The sequence below is a fragment of the Nonomuraea sp. NPDC005650 genome (assembly GCF_040605375.1).
GTDB lineage: Bacteria > Actinomycetota > Actinomycetes > Streptosporangiales > Streptosporangiaceae > Nonomuraea.
In genome coordinates, this window is the sequence record NZ_JBEXCR010000007.1 from 349,404 (window position 1) to 368,779 (window position 19,376).

23 protein-coding genes are annotated in these 19,376 nt (G+C 65.0%); 6 read left to right on the forward strand and 17 right to left on the reverse strand.

Features of this window, described 5'->3' with window-relative positions; all coding sequences use genetic code 11:
- The first annotated feature begins 233 nt into the window (after window positions 1–233).
- Window positions 234–821 (forward strand): TIR domain-containing protein, encoded by a 588-nt coding sequence (locus ABZS69_RS14990; protein ID WP_355371503.1) that lies wholly within the window; start codon window positions 234–236, stop codon window positions 819–821.
- Between the two features lie 49 nt (window positions 822–870).
- Here ABZS69_RS14990 and ABZS69_RS14995 read toward each other — a convergent pair whose 3' ends face one another.
- The 14 genes from ABZS69_RS14995 to ABZS69_RS15060 form a co-directional block, all read right to left on the reverse strand.
- A complete protein-coding gene (locus tag ABZS69_RS14995) occupies window positions 871–1,533 on the reverse strand; it encodes a hypothetical protein (RefSeq protein WP_355371505.1) in 663 nt (220 codons plus the stop codon).
- Between the two features lie 588 nt (window positions 1,534–2,121).
- Entirely contained in the window at window positions 2,122–3,486 is a 1,365-nt protein-coding gene (locus tag ABZS69_RS15000; protein ID WP_355371508.1) for a site-specific integrase, read from the reverse strand.
- Between the two features lie 11 nt (window positions 3,487–3,497).
- Window positions 3,498–3,692: a helix-turn-helix domain-containing protein gene (locus ABZS69_RS15005; RefSeq protein ID WP_355371511.1), complete on the reverse strand. Its 195-nt coding sequence runs from the start codon at window positions 3,690–3,692 to the stop codon at window positions 3,498–3,500.
- 165 nt (window positions 3,693–3,857) lie between these two features.
- Window positions 3,858–5,033, reverse strand: coding sequence for a DUF3631 domain-containing protein (locus tag ABZS69_RS15010; protein WP_355371515.1), 1,176 nt, complete (start codon window positions 5,031–5,033; stop codon window positions 3,858–3,860).
- 23 nt (window positions 5,034–5,056) lie between these two features.
- The gene (locus ABZS69_RS15015) at window positions 5,057–5,974 is read right to left on the reverse strand and encodes a bifunctional DNA primase/polymerase (protein ID WP_355371518.1); all 918 of its coding nucleotides are present in this window, start codon (window positions 5,972–5,974) and stop codon (window positions 5,057–5,059) included.
- The gene (locus ABZS69_RS15020; RefSeq protein ID WP_355371520.1) at window positions 5,961–6,137 is read right to left on the reverse strand and encodes a hypothetical protein; all 177 of its coding nucleotides are present in this window, start codon (window positions 6,135–6,137) and stop codon (window positions 5,961–5,963) included. The genes ABZS69_RS15015 and ABZS69_RS15020 overlap by 14 nt, the downstream gene beginning before the upstream one ends.
- Before the next feature lie 97 nt (window positions 6,138–6,234).
- Window positions 6,235–6,681, reverse strand: a complete 447-nt coding sequence (locus ABZS69_RS15025) for a single-stranded DNA-binding protein (RefSeq protein WP_355371522.1) — start codon at window positions 6,679–6,681, stop codon at window positions 6,235–6,237.
- A 25-nt stretch (window positions 6,682–6,706) separates the two neighbouring features.
- Window positions 6,707–6,865, reverse strand: a complete 159-nt coding sequence (locus ABZS69_RS15030; RefSeq protein WP_355371525.1) for a hypothetical protein — start codon at window positions 6,863–6,865, stop codon at window positions 6,707–6,709.
- Between the two features lie 199 nt (window positions 6,866–7,064).
- Window positions 7,065–9,320 carry a cell division protein FtsK gene (locus tag ABZS69_RS15035; RefSeq protein WP_355371527.1) on the reverse strand — a complete coding sequence of 752 codons (2,256 nt, stop codon included), beginning with the start codon at window positions 9,318–9,320 and terminating at the stop codon, window positions 7,065–7,067.
- Window positions 9,317–9,721 (reverse strand): hypothetical protein, encoded by a 405-nt coding sequence (locus tag ABZS69_RS15040; protein ID WP_355371530.1) that lies wholly within the window; start codon window positions 9,719–9,721, stop codon window positions 9,317–9,319. The genes ABZS69_RS15035 and ABZS69_RS15040 overlap by 4 nt, the downstream gene beginning before the upstream one ends.
- Window positions 9,721–10,695 carry a DUF2637 domain-containing protein gene (locus tag ABZS69_RS15045; protein ID WP_355371533.1) on the reverse strand — a complete coding sequence of 325 codons (975 nt, stop codon included), beginning with the start codon at window positions 10,693–10,695 and terminating at the stop codon, window positions 9,721–9,723. The genes ABZS69_RS15040 and ABZS69_RS15045 overlap by 1 nt, the downstream gene beginning before the upstream one ends.
- A 49-nt stretch (window positions 10,696–10,744) precedes the next feature.
- Window positions 10,745–11,128 (reverse strand): RRQRL motif-containing zinc-binding protein, encoded by a 384-nt coding sequence (locus ABZS69_RS15050; protein WP_355371536.1) that lies wholly within the window; start codon window positions 11,126–11,128, stop codon window positions 10,745–10,747.
- Window positions 11,128–11,457 (reverse strand): WhiB family transcriptional regulator, encoded by a 330-nt coding sequence (locus tag ABZS69_RS15055; RefSeq protein WP_355371539.1) that lies wholly within the window; start codon window positions 11,455–11,457, stop codon window positions 11,128–11,130. The genes ABZS69_RS15050 and ABZS69_RS15055 overlap by 1 nt, the downstream gene beginning before the upstream one ends.
- 22 nt (window positions 11,458–11,479) lie before the next feature.
- On the reverse strand, window positions 11,480–11,647 hold the full coding sequence (locus tag ABZS69_RS15060; protein WP_355371542.1) for a hypothetical protein: 168 nt from the start codon (window positions 11,645–11,647) through the stop codon (window positions 11,480–11,482).
- A 312-nt stretch (window positions 11,648–11,959) separates the two neighbouring features.
- On the opposite strand from ABZS69_RS15060, the gene ABZS69_RS15065 reads away from it, so the two are divergent.
- Window positions 11,960–13,345, forward strand: coding sequence for a hypothetical protein (locus ABZS69_RS15065; RefSeq protein WP_355371545.1), 1,386 nt, complete (start codon window positions 11,960–11,962; stop codon window positions 13,343–13,345).
- On the opposite strand, the gene ABZS69_RS15070 is transcribed toward ABZS69_RS15065, so the two are convergent.
- From ABZS69_RS15070 to ABZS69_RS15080, 3 genes are all read right to left on the reverse strand, one after another.
- Complete coding sequence (locus ABZS69_RS15070) at window positions 13,342–14,250, reverse strand: aminoglycoside phosphotransferase family protein (protein ID WP_355371547.1); 909 nt, start codon at window positions 14,248–14,250, stop codon at window positions 13,342–13,344. The genes ABZS69_RS15065 and ABZS69_RS15070 overlap by 4 nt on opposite strands.
- On the reverse strand, window positions 14,250–14,939 hold the full coding sequence (locus ABZS69_RS15075; protein ID WP_355371550.1) for a GntR family transcriptional regulator: 690 nt from the start codon (window positions 14,937–14,939) through the stop codon (window positions 14,250–14,252). Before ABZS69_RS15075 ends, ABZS69_RS15070 begins: the two co-directional genes overlap by 1 nt.
- A 531-nt stretch (window positions 14,940–15,470) precedes the next feature.
- Window positions 15,471–15,740 (reverse strand): hypothetical protein, encoded by a 270-nt coding sequence (locus ABZS69_RS15080; RefSeq protein ID WP_355371553.1) that lies wholly within the window; start codon window positions 15,738–15,740, stop codon window positions 15,471–15,473.
- 138 nt (window positions 15,741–15,878) lie between these two features.
- Here ABZS69_RS15080 and ABZS69_RS15085 point away from each other — a divergent pair, with 138 nt between their 5' ends.
- The 4 genes from ABZS69_RS15085 to ABZS69_RS15100 all read left to right on the forward strand — a co-directional run bounded on the left by ABZS69_RS15085 (window position 15,879) and on the right by ABZS69_RS15100 (window position 19,345).
- Window positions 15,879–16,340: a GntR family transcriptional regulator gene (locus tag ABZS69_RS15085; RefSeq protein ID WP_355371556.1), complete on the forward strand. Its 462-nt coding sequence runs from the start codon at window positions 15,879–15,881 to the stop codon at window positions 16,338–16,340.
- Window positions 16,341–16,522: 182 nt separating this feature from the next.
- On the forward strand, window positions 16,523–18,472 hold the full coding sequence (locus tag ABZS69_RS15090; protein WP_355371559.1) for a hypothetical protein: 1,950 nt from the start codon (window positions 16,523–16,525) through the stop codon (window positions 18,470–18,472).
- A 152-nt stretch (window positions 18,473–18,624) separates the two neighbouring features.
- Window positions 18,625–19,038, forward strand: coding sequence for a hypothetical protein (locus tag ABZS69_RS15095; RefSeq protein ID WP_355371562.1), 414 nt, complete (start codon window positions 18,625–18,627; stop codon window positions 19,036–19,038).
- Window positions 19,039–19,042: 4 nt separating this feature from the next.
- On the forward strand, window positions 19,043–19,345 hold the full coding sequence (locus ABZS69_RS15100; protein ID WP_355371564.1) for a hypothetical protein: 303 nt from the start codon (window positions 19,043–19,045) through the stop codon (window positions 19,343–19,345).
- Window positions 19,346–19,376 lie beyond the last annotated feature (31 nt).

Consider the following 19,376-nt stretch of genomic DNA (forward strand, 5'->3'; position numbering starts at 1 on the left):
CGGGGTCAAGGTCACCTGCTATACGCTCTACACGAACAAGACATTCAGGCGGAAACTGCTACTAAATTTCCCACCGGCACGATCAAGACTTGAGCCATCGAGGCTAGGTCTTGTCTCCCGGGTGTGAGTATTCACTAGACCCGATTTCTGAATACGAGCGCATAAGGGGCGCCTCCAACGATAAACTTCGCTAGTTCATAAGGCCAGCTGATGCCGGTTCAAGGAGTTGAGTGATGCCTTCGTACAGCCAGCTTCGCCTCGCCCGTCTCGCCGAGGCGGCAGCGAGGAAAAATAATGATCCCACTAGGCACAAATGTTTTGTGTCCTACCACCACGACGACCAAGATGAGGTCGCAGAATTTATCAACTCATTCGGCCACGTCTTCATTCCACGAGTGCTCGGCGTATCCGACGAGGATGACATCATCGATAGCGACGACACCGACTATATAATGGACCAGATCCGAGAAAGATATCTGACAGATTCAACTGTGACTATCGTCTTGGTCGGTAAATGTACATGGGCGCGCCGCTATGTCGACTGGGAAGTGTTCTCCACGCTTCGGAACGACAAGAAGAATAGGCGAAGTGGACTCATGGCTATCACGCTCAGGTCCGCCGCCAACTACGCTGAAAAGAAGCTCCCTGCACGGGTTGCAGACAATGTCGACAACGATAAGCTGTATGCACGTTGGTGGAAGTATCCATCGTCGGCCGAATTCTTGCGTGGCTTGATCGAAACCGCATTCCAAGATCGGACAAACAAGGCGGACTTGATTATAAACAGCCGACCACGGAAAATTTACAACTCATCATGCTAACGAGAATCTGTCGTTGCCGGTCTTAGCTTGTTTGCGTGCTCGGCAGCGGCTAGCCTTCACTCGGAGCTTTGATCATCTCTTCGGGTTCTCGAACCCCAGCCAGCTTGGCATAGCCAAGGGCGTACTCCCTGATGCGGGCTTGAACCTGGCGCAGATCCGTTCGGCATTCCATGTTCCCTTCCCATGCCGACTCAGGACTCTCGGGGGCTCCTTGTTCAAATTCCCTTAAGCGCGGATGCCACTTCGATAGAAATGGCCGTAACTCGCGATTGAGCATCGTAATCGCTAGATGTTCCACACTCTGGCTGCCGGGAACAGGGGATGATGGCCTACTAGCCTTGAGCGTGTCTCGGGTGGTGCTGAACAGCCCATAGAGCGAGGTCATTGCCTCCCTAACCAGCCCTTCATCTTCATCGAGTGGCTGGGTGGACACCCGAGTGATGGTCTCGACAAATAATTTCCATGCGACGTGCCTACTCTCGTTGTTTACCACGAAGGTAAGCTCGCTGACCTGAGGGACCTTGACCTTTACCTCGGTCAACCGTGCAGCTTTGTTATAGAGCTGGATCGCGATTACCGCGGCGACGCCAGCGACCATTCCGGTGACCACGAACAGCCATCGACCCTCCACCTTGGTCAGCTGGAAGGTAGCAAGCCCGACAAGTGCTCCAACGATGGCCGCGGCTAGCAGTCGCACCACGAGCCGCCGCATGATCGCGGCCGTACGCGCCTTCATGGTTTGCCTCACCCACAGACCTGTTGTGACAAGCAGGACTTTACTATCGATCTATCTCGTATGCCGGAGCCAGCGGGGGTGAATTGCCCCTCGATGTGTCCCCCGATGTCCCCACGTTTCCGTACGCGCCTGAGCAGCGACGATGCGGTTCGATAGCGGGACAGCGCCTGCCCTGTGTCCAGGAAGGGCAGAGGCGGTCCGTTTAGGCTCGCTAACAACGACTTTGGCCGGACGAGAGGGAACGGGAGCGTCTCGGTTGGGCTCAGTTCGCACCTGTACGGCACTTTCAGGACTGTCCCCAATGTTTCCATTCCAAGTGCGAGACATCGTGGGATGATCTTAAGACCGATGCAGGTCGCGCAAGGCATTCGCGCAGCTCAAAACCGGTAAACCAGGTGGACGACCATCGCTCAGCGCGTGTTGTCTATATCAAGTGCGCGTGGATGCCGTGACATCGCTGACTAAACAACTCGCCTCGATGGCAGTGTGGCTATCCCCGGCCTCGCCCTCCTGCATCGGGCCTGGCCAGGGTCTCCAGTCGCGCATCGTGGATCCGCTCGTTGGTCATGTTTCAAGGGCGGCCTCGATCCGGCGGTTGATCTGGCTGTCGCGTCCGTCGAGGCACTTGGCGTACCGCTTGAGGAGGACCTCCACGCTGTTGCCTGCGCGCTCCGCTACCACCGTCGCGTCGACGCCTGCATTGAGCCAGGTGGACAGGGCGGCGTGGCGCAGGTCGTAGGGCTTTCCGGCGAGGGGCGAGGCGACCTGCTGTGAGGTCAAGGCGAAGCGGCGGGCCTCTTCCCAGGCCCGCGAGTAGGTCGAAGCGCCAAGGACGCCGCCGCGTTCGTTGCGGAACAACCGTCCATCTGGGGCTGTGCCAAACTGGCAGAGGTGTGTTCGCAGGATGCGAACCAGCTCCGGTGGGATCGGCACGGGCCGGACCTCGCGTTCCTCCCGCTGCTTGAGCCCGCGCTGGTCGTGCACGGTCCCGCTGTCGGTCCACTGCTTGCCACTGCTGGGACGGGTGACTTCGAGAGTGAGCAGTCCCCATCCCTCCTCCGGCAGCAGGCAGTCTGTTTCTCGAAGTCCAATGGCCTCGGCAGGGCGGAGGCCGGCGAAGTACAACGTGGCGAAGAACGCCACGAGGCGGCGTCCCCTCGCACGACGCCAGCTACCAACGTAGGAGAGGCTCACGAGGAGTTCGCGGGCCTGGACGGGGTTGACCACGCATCGCCGATCAACGGTGTTATCCCTGGCCACCTTCTTCTGCTTGACGCGCTTGAGCGGATTCTCGGCCAGCTCGCCAAGGTCGATCGCGTATTCAAGAGCGGTGTTGAGGCCGCGACGCCGACGGGCCGTCGTGTCGGCAGCCGCACGTTTGCCGTCGCGCGTGAGGGTGAGTTCCTCGCAGACGTTGCGCGCCACGATGGGGTCTGCGAGGTCGCTCACGTTGATGGTGCCCTTCTGGAGGACGCGAACGACGTAGTTGAGATGAGGCGGGGCCGCCTCGTCCTCCTGGCGCGGTATGAGGGCCCACTGCATCGCGGCTCTGATCTCCTTCTTGGAGAGGCTGGCAGCCTCGTCGGCCAGAAGGGCAAAGGTGGCGACCGTGAGACTGTCCACAATGGCCTCACGGGTCTTGGCGGCGGCACCCTTCCACCGCATCTGCACGTACTTCCTGCAGAAGCCGTACCAGCTCAGAGCAACCTTTTCCGTCTTCGTCATGGAGGCGGGCAGGCCGGTGAGCGTGTCGAAGGGTTCACCTCTCTTCGCGGCCTTGAGCAGGTCGGCACGGAAGCTATCGGCGAGCGCCCTGGTCAGGAACGCCTTGGATTTCGGCTCTGTGCCGACCTTCCATCGAAGCTGGTACGGCTTGGCGCGGCCCTTGCGGTTGCGGATACTCCAGATCACGACCTCGTGAGTCTGCATGTCGCCCCTTTCTAGGCTGCGGTCTGCTCGAAGGTGGTGAGCCAGGCGTCCAGATCGCAGCGGCGGACCTTGCGCTTGCCGTTGGGGAGTTTCAGGGACCTCGGGCCGCGGCCGGTGTTCAGCCAGCGGTAGAAGGTGGACTTCGGAACGTCGATCTCGTCGAGGACCTCGGCGATGGTGAGCAGGGCTTTGGGACGCGTTGTCATGGTGGTGCTTGCCTTTCGGGCATCGTGATCGGTGCTGGGTGAAGCCTCGGCGGTTGTGCATGGCGGCTGGTCGCCGAGAGTGGTTGGGCGGGGGTGAGCCGTCCCAGCCGTCCCAGGGTCATTTCCGCAGGTCAAGCCTGGGACGGCTTGATTTGGTGGGACGGGTCATACCGTCCCAGCGATCGGAGCCGTCCCGTTCTGACCTGCGGTGACGAGGCTGGGACGGCTGGGACGTGCGTCCCTCTCGATCGGGACGACGTCGGCGTTCGGGATGGGGTCGAGGCTGGGGCAGTAGCGGGCCCAGGCGTCGGCGAAGTCGGCGCGGTGGTAGCCCTTGGCCTGGCCGTTCGGGAAGCGGATGTTGCCTGAGCGGATGTCGTACTCGCGCAGCATCGTGCCGAGCTTCATCGCGGTCAGTCCGGCCGGACCGTGGTCGGCCCATTCGCTCTCGGGGTCGCTCTTGAGCCGCTCCAGCAAGACAGCGGTGGGCAGGGCGGTGTCAGGGCCGAAGGCCGTGCGGCAAGCCGTCAGTAGACGTACGCGGGCCGAGGTCTGGCCGTTGTCGTCGGCCTCGGCGGTGAGCTTCAACGTGGCGGCACGAGCCCAATCAGGCCACCCTCCCCCGGCGTGGTCGGCAACGATGACCAAGGGTTCCCAGGTATCGGCCGCGCGGTCTTCGACCGGCATGCTCGGCTCTGCCTCCTCCAGAGCGGGCAGGTCGGCGCGAAGCCACTGGTTCAGGTCGGCCGCCAGCTCGCGAAGTGGCGGACGGTCGCGGCGGTGGCGGTATGGGGCGGCGGTCTCCCCAGGGGCGCGGCGGCGCATGCGGACGACGACGGCGCGGTCCTCGATGGTGTCGGGCATGGCACCGATGCCGGCCAACGCCGCCATGGCGAAGGTCGGGATGCTCTCCACTCGGTTGGTGGCGGCGTCGTAGCGCTTGGCCGGGCGGTTGCGCTGGTGACCGGCGTTGAGCAGGCCGCGAAGGTCCTCGTTGCCGTCGGCCTTGGGGCCGAAGATGGTGTCGGCCTCGTCCACGAGCATGGTCGGCGGATCTTCGGTGATGGAGCGGTAGACGGCAGCGCTGGATGAGTTCACCGTGATGAACGGCTCGTGGCAGGTGGCCTCCACCACGTCCAGGAGTCGGGACTTGCCGCAGCGCTTCTCTGGGCCACGGATGACCAGCCGGGGCGCGTGCGCCCATGCGGGTTGGGCGTGGGTGGCGGCGATCCAGAGGGTGACGGCGTCTGCGGCCTCGCTGCTCGGCAGGATGACGTAGCGGGTGAGTGCGGCGCGTAGTCGGTCGAGCAGGGCGGCGCCGGTGGGTGTGTGGTCGTTCATGGTTGGTGCTCCTTGGATGGTGTTCATGCGGCCCTGCTACGGCGTGGTTGGGCTTTCATGCCTGCGGACAGGCCCGAGGCGATGACGGCGGCGATCTCGCGAGGCGGGTTCGGATCGCCTTCGGCGTTCGCGGCCTCGGCGGCGGACTGGAGAGCGGTGATGACGACCTCGGCGGGCAGCACGCCGCGTGTGACGAGCTGGCCGAGGTTGAAGGCGGCGGTGTTGAGCGCGTGGTTGCGGGTGCCGCGCCGAGCGGTGGCCACCCGTTCCACCTCGCCCCGTAGCGCTGCCTCGCCGTAGCGAGTCAGCCGGTGGTCGGGCAGGATCGCCAGCAGGTCAGCAGTGCTGATCGCGGAAGGTCCAGCGGGTGTGAGGGCCTCAGCGAGCCAGGCCGGAAGCGGCGCGGGTGGTAGGTCGCGGGTGATCTCGTACGGGCCGGTGCCGTCCGGCTGGGTGACCTGGCTGCCAGGCCCGACGACGTACCCGCCATGGGCGCGGGTGTCGATCAGCCAACCGAGGCCGCCGTTGTGGCCTGCGCTGTTACGCAGCCGTACACCCTCGGGTGCGGTGAAGTAGAGGTGCGTGCCGCCGCGTCGCGTGCGCACCGTGAAGGTCTGGTCAGGGTAGGGCTGGCCGTGCTCGGCGCAGAGCAGGCGGAAGACCTCCTCGCCGTCCTGTGGGTCGTGGGTGGCCGGCGGGTGCTCGCCGGGCTTGGGCTGGTCGAGGTCGATCACGACCAGGCGGGACGGGCCGCAGGCGATCCCGATGTTGTACGGCTGGCGCGGCCAGAAGGCGGCGAGGCGGTCGGTGTCCGTAGTGGCGTGCCGTTCCCAGTTGGTGAAGCCGCGCAACGGCTTCTTGCCGCGTGGCGTGAGCGGGAAGACATGCCAGCCGCGAGCCGCGGCTTCCAGGGCCGAGCGGGTCAGGTCAGGCCACCCCATTGGACGCCTCCTGGTCCTCACGCAGCCGAAGGCGGTTGCCTTCGACCAGGTCCTGACGGAAGGCGTCCAATGGGAGGGCGCGGTGCGGGCGATCCGAGCCGAGGCGCTTGGTACACACGCGGATCTGGTGATGGAAATGGTCGCGGGCGTTGGTGGCTGTCATGCTGGCAGTGCCTTTCCTCGTGATCGGGGTGGGTGGCCTCGGCGGTTGTGCTTGGCGGCTGGTCGCCGAGGCCGTATCCCTGGTGCTGCGTGAGTGGCTAGAACGGCGGCTTGTCACCCGATGGAGCAGCGTCGGCCCACGGGTCGGGTGCGGTGCCGTTGTGGCTGGTGTGGGACTTGCGGGCCGCCCTGGCGGGCTTGGCGGTGGCGAAGCGCAGGGATGGGCCGATCTCGTCAACGGTCATCTCCAAGACGGTCCGGTGTTCGCCCTCGTTGGTCTCGTAGGTGCGCATCCGGAGCTGTCCGGAGGCGATGACGCGGGTGCCTCTGGTGAGCGACTCGCAGATGTGCTCGCCGAGGTCGCGCCAGGCCGAGCAGCGCATGAACAGGGCCTCGCCGTCCTCCCACTGCTCAAGCTGCTTGTTGTAGACGCGCGGGCTTGAGGCAATCGTGAAGGTGGCGACGGCCGTTCCGGTCTGAGTGAAGCGGAGCTCGGGGTCGTTGGTCAGGTTGCCGATGATCGTGATGGTGGTCTCGCCGGACATGGCGGGTTCCTTCCGTGGGTCTGGGCTAGTGGGTGCCGTCGCGGTACAGGCGGCGGGCGTAGACGTAGAGCCGCCAGCCGAGGCGGGAGCGCAGGCCGGTGCCGTCGCAGGCGCGGCAGGTGCGGTTCCTGCGGCCGGGACGGCATCGCTGGCAGGCGCCCCAGGGTGACGCGAGGCAGAACACGATGTAACCGACAGTGACTGTTGGTAGGCAGGCGGCTAGAAGGGCGATGGTGGTGGCCATGTGGGCTCCAAGGGCCGATTTCAGGGTTTCCGCAGGTCGGTGCCTAGGCGCTAGATCCCTGGTCGAACATGGTTTTGGGCTCTAGCAGGGCCTCTAGACCTAGAGGGGGCGGCCTCTAGGTCTAGAGGCGATTCAGGGCTCAGGACGCGGCGCTGGTGCTGCGTCCGCCGTCACGGTGTGTGATGGCCTTGGTGATGTCGTCTCGGGCCACGCCGATGCGGTTGGCGCCCTTGCCGCCGGCTTCGGGCGTGCCCCACACCTGCAAGGTCTTGATGCCGTACGGCTTGAGCGCGGTCGTGAGCTGGGCCGTCTTGGCCCCGCCCTCCAGGCCCGCCCACGTGCCATAGATCTCGGGCCGCAACTCTGCCAGGCGATCGACGATGGTCTCGTTCCAGACCTTGGCCTCGGACGGCGGGACAACGGCGAGGATGTCCGCGAGCAGGTCGTACGCGGGTGCGTGCTGCTCGGGCGTCTCGCCGAGCGCGTGTCCGCTCAGCGCTCCCGCGTTGGCCCGTAGTGCGTGGGCGTGGTCGGCGATGCGCTGCGTGGCGGGCGTGTCCAGGTAGGCGGTGCGTACGACCTTGGGCATCGGGGCCGCGCCGAGCAGGTATCCGATCCCGGCGTCTACCGTGGGCTGGAACACCGTGGCGCGGATGCCGTTCTTGTACGCGGACGTGCCGAGGATCATGTCGTTCTCCAGTTGGCCGGCCACTCGCAGGCAGAACCGGATGGTCACGTTCGCGCTGATGCCGGTGGGCAGGCTGTCCTTGTCCGGACGCTGCGTGGCCAGCACCAGGATCACGCCGAGGGCGCGGCCGAGCTTGATGATGAACTCGGCGTCCTGACCGGCCTTGTCGCCGTAGTCGGCGTGGGCGAACAGGTTCTGGCACTCGTCGAAGATGGCGACCAGCGGGTGCAGGCCCAGTGAGCGCTTGTCGGCGATGTGCCGGGTGACCTTCTTGTCCGGGCACAGATCCGGCGGCAGCGCCTTGAGCGCGGCGGCGCGGCGCATGACCTCCTTCCGTAGCAGGGCCAGGGAGTCGGCGGCGTAGGCGATGGCCTCGTCGTCGATGCCGGAGACGTAGCGGTGGCAGTTTTGTTCGTGCGGGTCGAGGTCGCCGGTGCCCTTGAGCTCGTGGATCCACAGCTCTGCGGACGGGTCGAGGGCCGCGCCCGAGGCCAGCACGCGTACCGAGGCCGTCTTGCCCTGACCTGGCTGCGAGCCGATCAGGATGTTCTGCTCGGTGAGCGGGACAACGATGGCGCGGCCTCGCGGGTCGCAGCCGAACGGGATGCCCTTGAAAACGTCATGTGAGCTGGCCTTGAGCAGCGGAGACTTGACGACCGTCTTGGACAGGTCCTTGTCCCCCACCCACAGGATCAGGCGCCCCTCGTGGATGGTCGAATCGCCCTCGGGCCAGATGCACCCGAGCGGGCGGCGCAGCGCCGAGGCCATGCGGTCGCGCTTGTCCATCACGTCCGCCACGGTCACGCCGTACGGCAGATCGATGTCCGCCCGCCAGCCGGGACCGTCGCGGGTGATCGGGGCAACGAACCGGATCGCGTCCTTCGGGTTCTTGGCTACGGCCTGGTTGATGCCGGCGATGCCGAGCACGGTCAGGGCGCGGATGACGATGTCGCTGGTCAACTTCTCCACCGTGGACGGCACCACCGCACGGTTGATCAGCGGGCGGTCGGCGGGCTTGCCAAGGATGCCGAGCATGGCGATGGAGACCGCGAGCGCCATCCACTGCATGGTGGTCGGCTGCGCCGCCACCACGATGGCGGCGATTGCCAGCGTGATCAGCGCGACGACGGAGATCAGAACACGCAGGCGGACGCGGCGGTCTCGCTGCCTGCTGAGCTTGAGATACGCCTCGGGGTCCTCCTTCTGAACGGCGGCCACTCGTACCGGCTCACCCTCCAGGTCGAACGTCCACTTGATGCTCCCGCCGACCAGCCGAAGGAGCCCGCGGGGAGCGCGGGCGGTCAGCCGTCCGCCGTACAGCGGCAGGCGGGCAACCTGGTATCCAGCGATGTGCAGGTAGTGGCGGCTGATCCAGGCGAGGGTGTCGCCGGCTTCGGACCGGGAGCGCAGCCACAGCGGGATGATCGGCTGTCGGCTGCGTGCCTTCGCCTCGAACGCGGTCCGCCAGTCCGCTCCGGTCGGACCGGGCTGGTCGACGCGGACGACCGCGCCTTCAAGGACCGGTCCGTCCGCCTGCGCAGGCGTGTCCGGTTCGGACCGGACGGCTTCCGGCTTCTGGGGCTGGCGTCCGGCGCGGGCGGCGTCCAGGTGGACGATGTCCGCGTCCTTGCCCTGCTCGCGGTCCGCGTCGGACCGGTCCGGCCCGTTGCCGTCGTCGTGGTTCGGGTTGTCCTGCTCGTGAGTCATGATGGGTTCACCTCGTCTGACTTGCTGGTCGCGGGGTCCTGGGGCGCGGTCGTTGTCTTGGCGGATGAGGCCGCGCCCCACGTGGCGGTCAGGGACGATGAGCGGTCGGACCGCTGCTCGTCGGGTCGGTCGGTGGGCGTTGTGGTGGCGGTCGGGGTGTGCGGTCCGTCCGCCTCGGTGATGCCGAGTTCGGTCCGCCAGGTGGCGGCCAACAGGTCGATCCGGTCCGCTGGGAACGGGCGCCGGGTGAGCAGTTCGGCCAGCAGCATGGCGGTGATGGCCTGGATGCGGTCGAAGGTTTGTCCGGGGTAACCGGTGACGGTCCAGCGCCCGTCTTGAAGGTCGGCCACGTGCGGGCAGTCGTCCGAACTCATGCGGTCGTCGGTGATGCGCAGGGTCATTAGGCGGCCTCGTCTTCCCGTTCGGCTGACGGTGTCTGCCTCTTCAGTTGGGTCAGGAGTGCTCCGGCCCGATCGGTCGAGATGCTTTGCCCCAGGCTGCGGATGCCGTCTCGCAGCCGGTCACGGGTCAGCGGCTTCCCTTGGGCCGTCAAGTCGGCGGCCACGCGCCGCCCCAGCGGAACCAGGTCGCCCAGGTTCGCCGTGGTCGGCTTCACGAGCGGCTTCTTCGGCTTGCGCGGAGCTGGCGGAAGGGCCGGAGGGGCCGCTTCTTGCGTGACTTGTACAGCCTTGACGGGCGCGTCCTTCGGCGCGAGTTCGCCGAGGCGGTACAGGGCTCGCTCGCGACGGGTGGCCTTCCAGCGCCAGAGCAGGCCGTACCGATCCTGCAGATCCGTCTTGGCGAGGATGCGCTCACGCTCGCGCCCGAGGGCCTCGGGGTAGCTGCGAACCTCCCACAGCACCATCCGGCGCCACAGCACTACGGTCGCCACTGGTGCCAGCAGCCAGCGTGAGCGGCGGATGCCGTCCATGTGATCGGCCCTGGCCAGGTCGGCACGCTTGCGCAGGACGTGAGCACCGATCTCGATGGCGATGACCCACAGGAGCGGCAGGATCGCATGGGCCACTACGGCGAACCAGTCGGTGCGTGCGCCGAAGTAGCCGATGATGTTGAGGTAGACCGTCGCGGCCGTGAGCGCCCACGGGATGAACCGCAGCCAGCCCAGCCGCATACCGAGGCGGGCGAGCACGATATCGAGCGCGGAGAACACCGCAATACCGAGGTCGATACCGAATGGAACGGTCCAGGCGAACCAGCCGAACGAGGCCTCGGCGGCGTCGGCCACACGCTCGAAGCTGTTGATGAACCCGAGCAGGCCGAGCAGTCCCGTTACCGCCGAGGTGACGGCGATGACGGTCTGTTCGCCTTCGGTCAGCGGGCGGGGCGTGTCGTGGTTGGGATGGGACGTGGTCATGAGTCGAATCTCCTTGCAGGTAGAGCGGGCGGACGTGCGCTGGTGCGCCTCATGCGGCCGCCTCCTCCGCGCAGTCCAGGCACACGCCGGGGTGGCGCGGCAGCTGGTACCCGATGTCTGTCAGGCACTCCGGGCAGGTGCGGCGGGCGGCGTTCGCCGTGGCCAGCGCGGCGCGTTGACGCAGGCTGGCGGTGCGCTTGGGGAGGGCGAAGCGCACGTCGTACAGGTAAGCGGCGCGGACGCCGGGCGCACCGTAGCGGCGGGAGCGCCACAGCACTTGTGCCTGTACGCCCTGAACGCCAGGCCGCAGCCCTTCTGCGGTGAGCTGGCGAAGGGTACGCAGGTGCGGCGGCGCCATCTTCCACGGGTACGTGGGGATCCTGTACCGGTCGCCGGCCGGATCCCAGAAGCGGGCACGAATGCGGCTGGCCATCAGGCCACCTCCAGGTCTTCCAGCTCACCGGCGAGTTCGGCGAACTCCGCGGGTGTGCGCCCCGCCCAGATGCCCGACTTCGGACGGGCCTCCAGCGCATAGAGCCGGCAGAGCTCCAGGGCCGGGCAGGTGGCGCAGACCTCGCGGGCGACGGCTTCGCGGGCCGCGCGCTCATGGCTGCTCTCGATGGTGAGCCGAGGGCCGGTGTGCAGCTCGGGGTCGTAGGTGCATTCGGGGAGCGGCGTTCCGCCGTCCACCTGCCATGCCGTTTCGACTTCGGCGAGCGACATGCGTGCGGGGTGGATGAGGCGGTTCGTGTTGTGTGCCATGGATGGATCTCTCTTTCTGCGTTCAGTTGCGGATGGTCTGGACGAACCGTGCGAACGATTCGGACGCGCTCATGACCAGGTGCGCCGCCGCCTTGACGATGGTCGCGGCGCCCTCGGGGTCCTTGATGGCGTAGAGGACGGCGCAGATCGTGAGGACGGTCGGGAGTACCTTTCGCGGACGGACAAGCATGTTGAGCCCCTCTCGGGTTCTCGAGCCTGCGAGCAGGTTCTAAGAGACATAGAACATGTATAGTCACGGAGAGTCAAGTCCTAGGTACCGACCGTTTCGGGTTCCTGTAGGCCTCGCCTCACTCGTTCCTGCTGACTCAAGGGTTCCTCGCCGCGAGCTCCGGCAACACTGTGATCGCCCCCGGGACTGAATGCACAGGAGGTGCTTTTGGGGGTGTTTTCGGCCCTCGACCAGGAGAAATATCCAGACCAAATTTGTGGAGTTCGAGTCGCGGAAACCTTTGTCCGCGCCATGATGCGAAGGCGCGGATATGTGGAGGTGAACGTGTCTCGAATGCCCAATGTTGCGCTTGCGCAGGTCATGCGGCGCGCGGATTGCTCAAATTCGGGACTTGCTTCGCGAGTGCGGCAAATTGCCCAGAAAGACGGCATAAACCTGAGTTGCACCCATGTGGACGTCAAGCGTTGGCTTGACGGTGTGAAGCCTCGCCCGACGACGGCACGGTTCATCGCCGAGGCCCTCTCTCAGAAGGCCGGCGCGACGTTCTCGTTGGACGACATCGGCTTCGGCAGGGTCGTCACTCCGGAGACGCTTGAAGCCACCCTCGCCCACGGCGGCGGGATATCCGATGTCGGAAGCTTGCTGCTCGGCCTTACCCGGCGGGACCTCGCCGATGATCCCGTCGCGCTGGAGTCCGTGATCGTGCCGGACGCCTGGAGTGAGGCTCTGATCGCGTGGCTACTGTCGCGGCCAGAGCCGCATCAGGCCAGGGATAATGCCCGGCCATCTGTGGGCGCGTGGGACGTACACGCGGTCCGGGCGACCACTGAGATCTTCGCCAATATGGGTTTTCAGTTCGGCGGTGGCCATGCGCGTTCCGCGCTCATCCAGTATTACAACCGCGAAGTCGTCCCAATGCTGAACGGTAAATTTACCGAGCCGGTAGGACGATCGTTGTACGCGGCTGCTGCGGAAATCACCGAGCTGGTCGCCTGGACGGCTTACGACCTGGGCAGACACGGGCTCGCTCAGCGATATTTCCTCCAAGGACTACGCCTCGCGCAAGCGTCGGGGGACCGCATGATGGGCGGTCTGCTGCTCGCCGATATGAGCCATCAGGCCAACTATCTTGGCCGGTACAACCAGGCGATACAGCTTGCACGCGCAGCTCAGGAAGGGTGCAAGGACGTTTCCACTGCCACGCCCATGGCCTTGTTCTACGCCATGGAAGCGCGGGCCCACGCAGGTAACCGCGATGAGGTCCAGTGCGCACGGGCGTTGCTACAGGCCGAGAAGTATTTCAGCAGGCGCAACGTGGAGGATGACCCGCCATGGTCACGCTACTTCGACGCAGCGGAACTGGCCAGCGAAGGTGCGCACTGCTATCGCGACCTCAGAATCCCCTCACAGGCCATGGAATTCGTCGGTCAGGCCGTCGATCTCTGTGACGCGATGTACGTGCGGACGCTCGCCTTCGACCGCCTCGTGCAGGCAGCGAGTTACGTCCACATGGGGCAGCCCGCGAAGGCGGCCTTGGTTGCGCTAGAAGCCGTCAACCTTGCCGGCCCCCTCAAGTCCGCGCGTTATCTCCGGTACATTCGAGACCTGAAAGCCGACCTCGCAGGTTTCGGCTGCGAAGATTCGGTCAGAGCGTTCAACACTCTTGTCACCGAGAAGTACCCTTCCCTCGGCGACTAGAAAGCCCGCCACCGACGAGTCGTATCCGGATTCTGCAGACAGAAAAGGCGATTACGGAACTCGCGAGCGATGGTCTCGTCTTCGTTGACGTTCTGCATCAGCCATGTCGTCATTTTCAACTCGTTGATGTCTCTGAGCACGGGATAGCCCTCCCACGCCAGAACATCGAAGCCGTAGTGCTCCGCGAACTGGTCATATTCGGCACGGGTACCCCAGCCCAGGGAGTGTTCAAGGGCTGTGACAGCGAGATCGGTCTCAGGAGGGCCGAAGGCGAAACGCTCGAAGTCGATCAGCACGATGGTGCCGTCAGCGGTCTTGATGAGGTTGTCAGAGTGAGCGTCACCGTGTACGGCACAGGCGGCGAGAGGGAAATGCAGAGCCTCATAGGCTGTCCGGAGCTGCTGGTACTTCCTCAGCAGGAACTGACGTTCCTCGTCCGAGAGGACATTGGTCGAGGAGATGCGTTCCGATACGCGTCCAAGGATGTCGATCTGTGGCAGCGCCAGATCTTCAGGGACCGGCATCCGATGGAGAGCCCGCAAGACCTCGGCAAGATCGATCAAGGTCGCGGGACCGCCGCCGTTGTCGACGAAGTGCCACAGCGTGACGGGCCTGTCCCTGACAACGAGAGGTTGGGGGTGATGAGTCGTTTGCGCCGCTGGCAGTCCCGCCTCATGAAGCCAGGCGGACACGGCCACCTCTTTGCGAGCGTCGTTAAGAACGTCCAGGCTCCGAGCGATTCGCACGACGATCTGTTCGGCCGCCAGCACGAAGAGGGCATTCTCGCCGAGGCGGATCAGCCGCGCGTCTTCGCTCGCGAGGCCGGCGACCTTACAAGCTTCCTGGAGGGTCGCCTGTGCTTCCTGAGAGGTGAACGGGACTGCGGCTGACTGGAACACGGTCACTAGGAGCCCTTTGGTTGCGTCTTGACCACGCGGCCTCTTCCGGCCCGCTTCTCGACTATCCCTTCTGCTTCTAGCAGCGCGAACGCCCGCCTGACAGTGATACGACCAACGCCTCGCTCTTGGGCCAGTGCATTCTCTCCGGGGAGCACAGCACCTATGGCGAACTGCCCACTGGCTATGTCCTGTCGCAGAGCAGCAGCAACGTCGTCAGCCCGCGTACGCGCATGATCGGGCCCTCCGACGAACCACCCCTTCCCATGGACAGAGGCGATCATCTGTTCAGAGGCAAGCAACTGGAACGCCTGACGGACAGTCCCCTTCGAGACGCCATACTCGTTCGCGGTCGCTGCTTCACCTGGTAGCTGTTGGCCGGCCACGAGTTCGCCGCTCTCGATGCGCTTGCGCATCGCCTCGGCGATCGCTTCGTACTGGGTCGCGGCCGCACGGCGGCCGCCTGGTGGCTCTTTTCCCACCACCCGACGTCCGCGGCCTGCCTCGCTGGCCACCAGTCCCGTACGCTCCAACTCGGCGACGGCCTGGCGTACGGTTCCGCGTGCCACGCCGTATGTGTGGGCAAGGATCGCCTCGGAAGGCAGCATGCCGCCGGCGGGGGGGTCTCCCTCGCGAATGCGACGGCGGATATCCTCGGCTATCCGAACGTAGGTGGGCCCATCCTTCGCCTTGCTCATCGCGCTCCCTCGCCGAGGCACATCGTCTCTAGAGTAGGGCGGACAGGCCAGGACCTGCGGAGTATCGCGACTCCTCGCCTCTTTTGAAGTTCTCCCTCGATGGAGCCATGGACGCGATCCGGCACCAGGTTGGCCAACAAGTCTCAGTTGAGGTCCGAGCGCGGACCAGGAGGGGCTGCGACGCTCTACGCGTCCCCTGGAGCAGTTCCTACGGCAGACGTACGTGACCGTTTAGGCCTCCGGCTCCTGGCCGGCCGCGTGTCACCGCGCCACCCGGCTTTGATGGCAGCATCGTCCGGGTCTTTACACTTGTGCGTCCTCTCGAACTCCGCCATGAGCATCATCCAAAGCTCACGCGCGTGCTTGTAGCGACCCCTACCGGCCTCCTCGTAGCTCTCCCCCGCAGTACGGAGAACGAAGAACTGCCCACCCTGGCCCGCCCACTCATACACTCCGCAGCACGATGTCTCAGTGATCCGAATGTAGTCCCTCCAAGGGCGCAGATAAGGTTCCCAGCGCAGTCCGGGCACGTCAGGATCCGGCATGGCCGCTCGGCCCTTCCACGGCGTACTCCTGCAGGTAGCGGAAGACCTTGCGGCGGCATCGCTGCCATGCGCAGGCGTAGGCGAGCTCTAGGAGCGTGTCGGCTTCGAGCTGCGGCTTGACGCCATAGGCGATCTCGTCGGCGGTCAGTTTGGGCAGCGGCCTGGCCCGCCAGACGCCGAGCTGGTCGTGCCACACGTAGAAGCGCCTGAACGCGCCGCGCAGGTCGTGAGGCGAGACGCCAAAGATGGAAGTCATGCGGGATTGATCTCCCCGTGTTGCGTTGGACAGGGAAGCCAGTCAAAAATCCACTCTGACCGACGTTTGCCCACGTTAACTCTAGGGCCTCATGGCCACAAGGCTCATGGCAACATAGCCGCGTGACACTTGTGTACTGTGATCGACTACAGCTCCGGGGTGCCGGTGTATCGCCAGGTCGCCAACGCGATCCGCGACGACATCACCGCTGGCCGCTACCGGCCGGGAGCGTGGTTGCCCTCGGAGGCTCAGCTCTCGCAGATGTACGAGGTGGGCCGGGACACCGTCCGCGAAGCGCTGGCGTACCTGCGGGCCGAGGGGCGCATCACCACGGTCCGCAAGCGGGGGTCGATGGTGGCCACTGAGCCGACCCGAGAGCCGTACCTCGTCCCTGCTGGCTCGCGAGTGATCGCGCGCATGCCGACCCCAGACGAGCGGCGAGATTTGGCCACGCCAGGGGAGCTACGGGAGTTCGGCGGCATGCCCGAGGGCGTACCGGTCTTCGAGATCGTGCCGGGGCCCCGCAAGCATCGGAAGGTCCTGCGTGGTGACCACGTGGAATTGGCCTTCGACGATCTGCCCGCCAGCGACAGCGAATAAGCCGCGGTTGCTGCACTTCCTTGCTATATATCTGAACTTCTGGAGCCTAAGCTCGCGTACTTCCTGACGATCCGCAACGACGCCATATCGGTCTCGGCATGAGATCTCAACGTCAAGCCAGCACGGGGATACGCTGGTCTGGCTGGCCGTGTGCGTCCCGCCGTTCGTGCTGGAGGCTTGTCATGAGCTACCCCACCGGCCCTGATCCCCGCGTGTGGGAACTGAAGGGGAACTACTCGGGCATCGACCCCGGCCTTATGGCGCTCTTCGAGCCCGCCCTTGGCCGTACTGGGTCCACGATCGAAAGCAGCGAGCCACAGATCCGGCGCACCTTGCAACAGTTCGACCTGGATACCTCGCATCTGACCGCGTTCAGAGAAGCCGCCAACTGGATCAATGCCAAGCGCCCGGAGTTACGACGCCGCAAGGAAACCATCACCGTCGAGAATTCGGAATGGGGAGGGCCTGGCCAGGCCGTGAATGGGATGGCCGGCTTCGACGAAGGACTCTATAGTAAGGCCTCCAACGACCCCGACGTCTACGCCGCCGTTAGCCACTTATCCGCCTACCCCAACGACGCCCAGATCCCAGACTCCGCCCTGGCAGCCCTGGAAAAGCGAGCGTTGGACCCGGAGTTCGCCACCAAGCTCATGTACGCCCTGGGTACGGAGACCTTCCGCAAAATCATGAACAGGGCGATCCACCAGGAAGGTAAAGAGGCCGAGCGCCTTCAGGCCGTGCTGGGCAAGGCGCTCGGCGCAGCGAGCCCACGCCTGGACGCCACCTGGCGCAAGCAGTTGACGGGCGATCTCAGCCGAGGGCAGCACCGCGGGCTCGCACGGGCGCTCAAGTTCGGAAAATTCGACCACGAATTCCTACTGGACGTGGCCAGAAAGGTGGACGCGGCCGAACGCGCCCAACACGACGGCCTACGATATGACAACCCGATGGCGGACGTGTTCGAGGCGCTGGGCCGCCATCCCGCAGCGGCTCAAGAGTTCTTCGCCTACGATCCAACGGCGCTCAAGTACTACGTGACGGAGATGCCGCTGAATGATGGCGGCAAAGCGTTGGGTACGGCTCTGGAGGCGGCCACCATGACGTACCGCGACCATGCGGGCACTCCCATGAACCCATCCCGCGGTTATCTGTCGGCCAAGATCGCCTCGGACGTAATTCACCTCCAGTATGAACGGCTCAAGGCCGATGACCACCCGAAATCCCTGGTGGCGCCCCGCTCCATCGGCCACATCCTGGCGGCGTACATCCCCGACGTCAACCGTGTGGCCGGCACGCCCGGTCTGGAACAACCTGGCGTGTTCCGAGAGGACTACCCGAACCTCCCGGGACGGGAGGACTGGGGTGCCCAGTTTAACAAGAACGAACTCCGCGCAGTGATGCAGGAGGCATTCAAGGAGGACGAGTACGCCTTCGGAATGGTAGCCGCAGCCCAGACGGCATGGGGTGACAAACTCTTCGACCATGGTGCCGGGCAGTTGGCCGCGAAAAGTGGCACCGGGAGTATCCAGACCGCAGCCCTTGAGGTCGGTGCTGGTTTCGGTCTCATCACCGACGCGGCCGGGCTCGCCAGTATTGAAAAGGGCCATGAACTCGACGAGACCCAGAAGCGGAATATAAAGATCCTCATGGCCGTGGTCAACACCGGTCTGGGGTTCGGGCAAACAGGCGGGTGGCCCATTACTGCGAGCACCGTGGGCGCATGGAGCGGCATGATCGAAGAAGGCGTCAAGGGCACCGCAGAAACGGCAGCCGTCCTCGACGCCAACAACGCCCGCGAACAGGCACGGTTCCTCGTACATCAACTCACCGCGCAGGCCATGTTCAACCATGGACTCTTCGGCGCGGGCGACCCACCGGCAAAAACCCACCCATGGGCCTCGCTCACCAACGTCCAACCTGGTGACAACCCACGCAGCGCGCCGAACAACTTCCTGAAGGAGGACGGCAAGACGCTGATGTCACTCCAGGAGATGATCGCGGGCGATGGCCAGCGCTACAACGCGTACCGCACCTGGCTCTATCGACGCCCCGAGGACAACGCGTGGAAATCACTCGACGTACAGAGCAAGCTCGACGAAGGTTTCGACAGCGGCTTCGCCCACTACAGGTGATCACAGCCGGTCGCGGGATAGTGCTCGCATGCGCTCTGATCACCGTTTCAGCATGCATCGCGGACGAGAGCCCGGTCGACACGACCCCACTACCTACCGCATACGGCCCACCCTTCATATGCGGCCACGTTCCCAAAATCGCGGTGGAACGGATGACGGGAGTCACTGACCCGCTGGTCACCGGATCGGTCGAGCTCGCACGAGAGGACAAGCTCAACCCCGCCGTCGGCGCCTGCGCCGCCTACCAGCGAACCGGCGAACGATGGACAGTGCTTCGCATCTTCCAGGACGTCGGCGGCACACGCGGCCAGATCGAGAACCAGCTACGCGACGGAGTCTCCAAGCAGCTGCCAGAGATCGTCCCCGGCAGTTTCGGCTACTACACGACCGACCCCAACGAGAAGACCAGGGCTGGCGCGATGCTGGTGAAAGGCAAGGTGCGGCTGTCCATCGAACTGGTGAAAGGCGTCAAGGGTCGCGACAACACCGCCGACGTGGTGGCCTTGATGAAGCTCATCGCGCCCAAGCTCATCGCCACTACCCTCAACGCCGACGAGAACGGCTGAGCCGATGCCCGACATGGTGCCCAACCCGCTCTACGAAGCGTTACGCGAAGCCGAGCAGAAGATCGCCCCGCTCATCCAAAAGGCCACCGAGGCGATAGAGCAAAATCACAAGGAATTCCACTCCGGGCTAATCTGGATGGGGCCCACGGCCAAGCTCTTTGACTCCCAACTGGAGCTCCACCGTTACCGCGTCGCCCGCGCTGGCAACAACATCCTGGAAGACTTGCGCGAGAAGATGGCCCGCATGCCACGCCAGGTGGACGAGAAACAAGCCCTCGCGCTCACCCGGCAGTACGATTTGTCGTGATGGTGACGGACAATGGCGCGGCAGGTGCATC

Coding starts and splice junctions, on each gene's coding strand:
- ABZS69_RS14990 (WP_355371503.1), top strand. CDS start 234: ATGCCTTCGTACAGCCAGCTTCGCCTCGCCCGTCTCGCCGAGGCGGCA.
- ABZS69_RS14995 (WP_355371505.1), bottom strand. CDS start 1,533: ATGCGGCGGCTCGTGGTGCGACTGCTAGCCGCGGCCATCGTTGGAGCA.
- ABZS69_RS15000 (WP_355371508.1), bottom strand. CDS start 3,486: ATGCAGACTCACGAGGTCGTGATCTGGAGTATCCGCAACCGCAAGGGC.
- ABZS69_RS15005 (WP_355371511.1), bottom strand. CDS start 3,692: ATGACAACGCGTCCCAAAGCCCTGCTCACCATCGCCGAGGTCCTCGAC.
- ABZS69_RS15010 (WP_355371515.1), bottom strand. CDS start 5,033: ATGAACGACCACACACCCACCGGCGCCGCCCTGCTCGACCGACTACGC.
- ABZS69_RS15015 (WP_355371518.1), bottom strand. CDS start 5,974: ATGGGGTGGCCTGACCTGACCCGCTCGGCCCTGGAAGCCGCGGCTCGC.
- ABZS69_RS15020 (WP_355371520.1), bottom strand. CDS start 6,137: ATGACAGCCACCAACGCCCGCGACCATTTCCATCACCAGATCCGCGTG.
- ABZS69_RS15025 (WP_355371522.1), bottom strand. CDS start 6,681: ATGTCCGGCGAGACCACCATCACGATCATCGGCAACCTGACCAACGAC.
- ABZS69_RS15035 (WP_355371527.1), bottom strand. CDS start 9,320: ATGACTCACGAGCAGGACAACCCGAACCACGACGACGGCAACGGGCCG.
- ABZS69_RS15040 (WP_355371530.1), bottom strand. CDS start 9,721: ATGACCCTGCGCATCACCGACGACCGCATGAGTTCGGACGACTGCCCG.
- ABZS69_RS15045 (WP_355371533.1), bottom strand. CDS start 10,695: ATGACCACGTCCCATCCCAACCACGACACGCCCCGCCCGCTGACCGAA.
- ABZS69_RS15050 (WP_355371536.1), bottom strand. CDS start 11,128: ATGGCCAGCCGCATTCGTGCCCGCTTCTGGGATCCGGCCGGCGACCGG.
- ABZS69_RS15055 (WP_355371539.1), bottom strand. CDS start 11,457: ATGGCACACAACACGAACCGCCTCATCCACCCCGCACGCATGTCGCTC.
- ABZS69_RS15060 (WP_355371542.1), bottom strand. CDS start 11,647: ATGCTTGTCCGTCCGCGAAAGGTACTCCCGACCGTCCTCACGATCTGC.
- ABZS69_RS15075 (WP_355371550.1), bottom strand. CDS start 14,939: ATGAGCAAGGCGAAGGATGGGCCCACCTACGTTCGGATAGCCGAGGAT.
- ABZS69_RS15080 (WP_355371553.1), bottom strand. CDS start 15,740: ATGACTTCCATCTTTGGCGTCTCGCCTCACGACCTGCGCGGCGCGTTC.
- ABZS69_RS15090 (WP_355371559.1), top strand. CDS start 16,523: ATGAGCTACCCCACCGGCCCTGATCCCCGCGTGTGGGAACTGAAGGGG.
- ABZS69_RS15095 (WP_355371562.1), top strand. CDS start 18,625: ATGACGGGAGTCACTGACCCGCTGGTCACCGGATCGGTCGAGCTCGCA.
- ABZS69_RS15100 (WP_355371564.1), top strand. CDS start 19,043: ATGCCCGACATGGTGCCCAACCCGCTCTACGAAGCGTTACGCGAAGCC.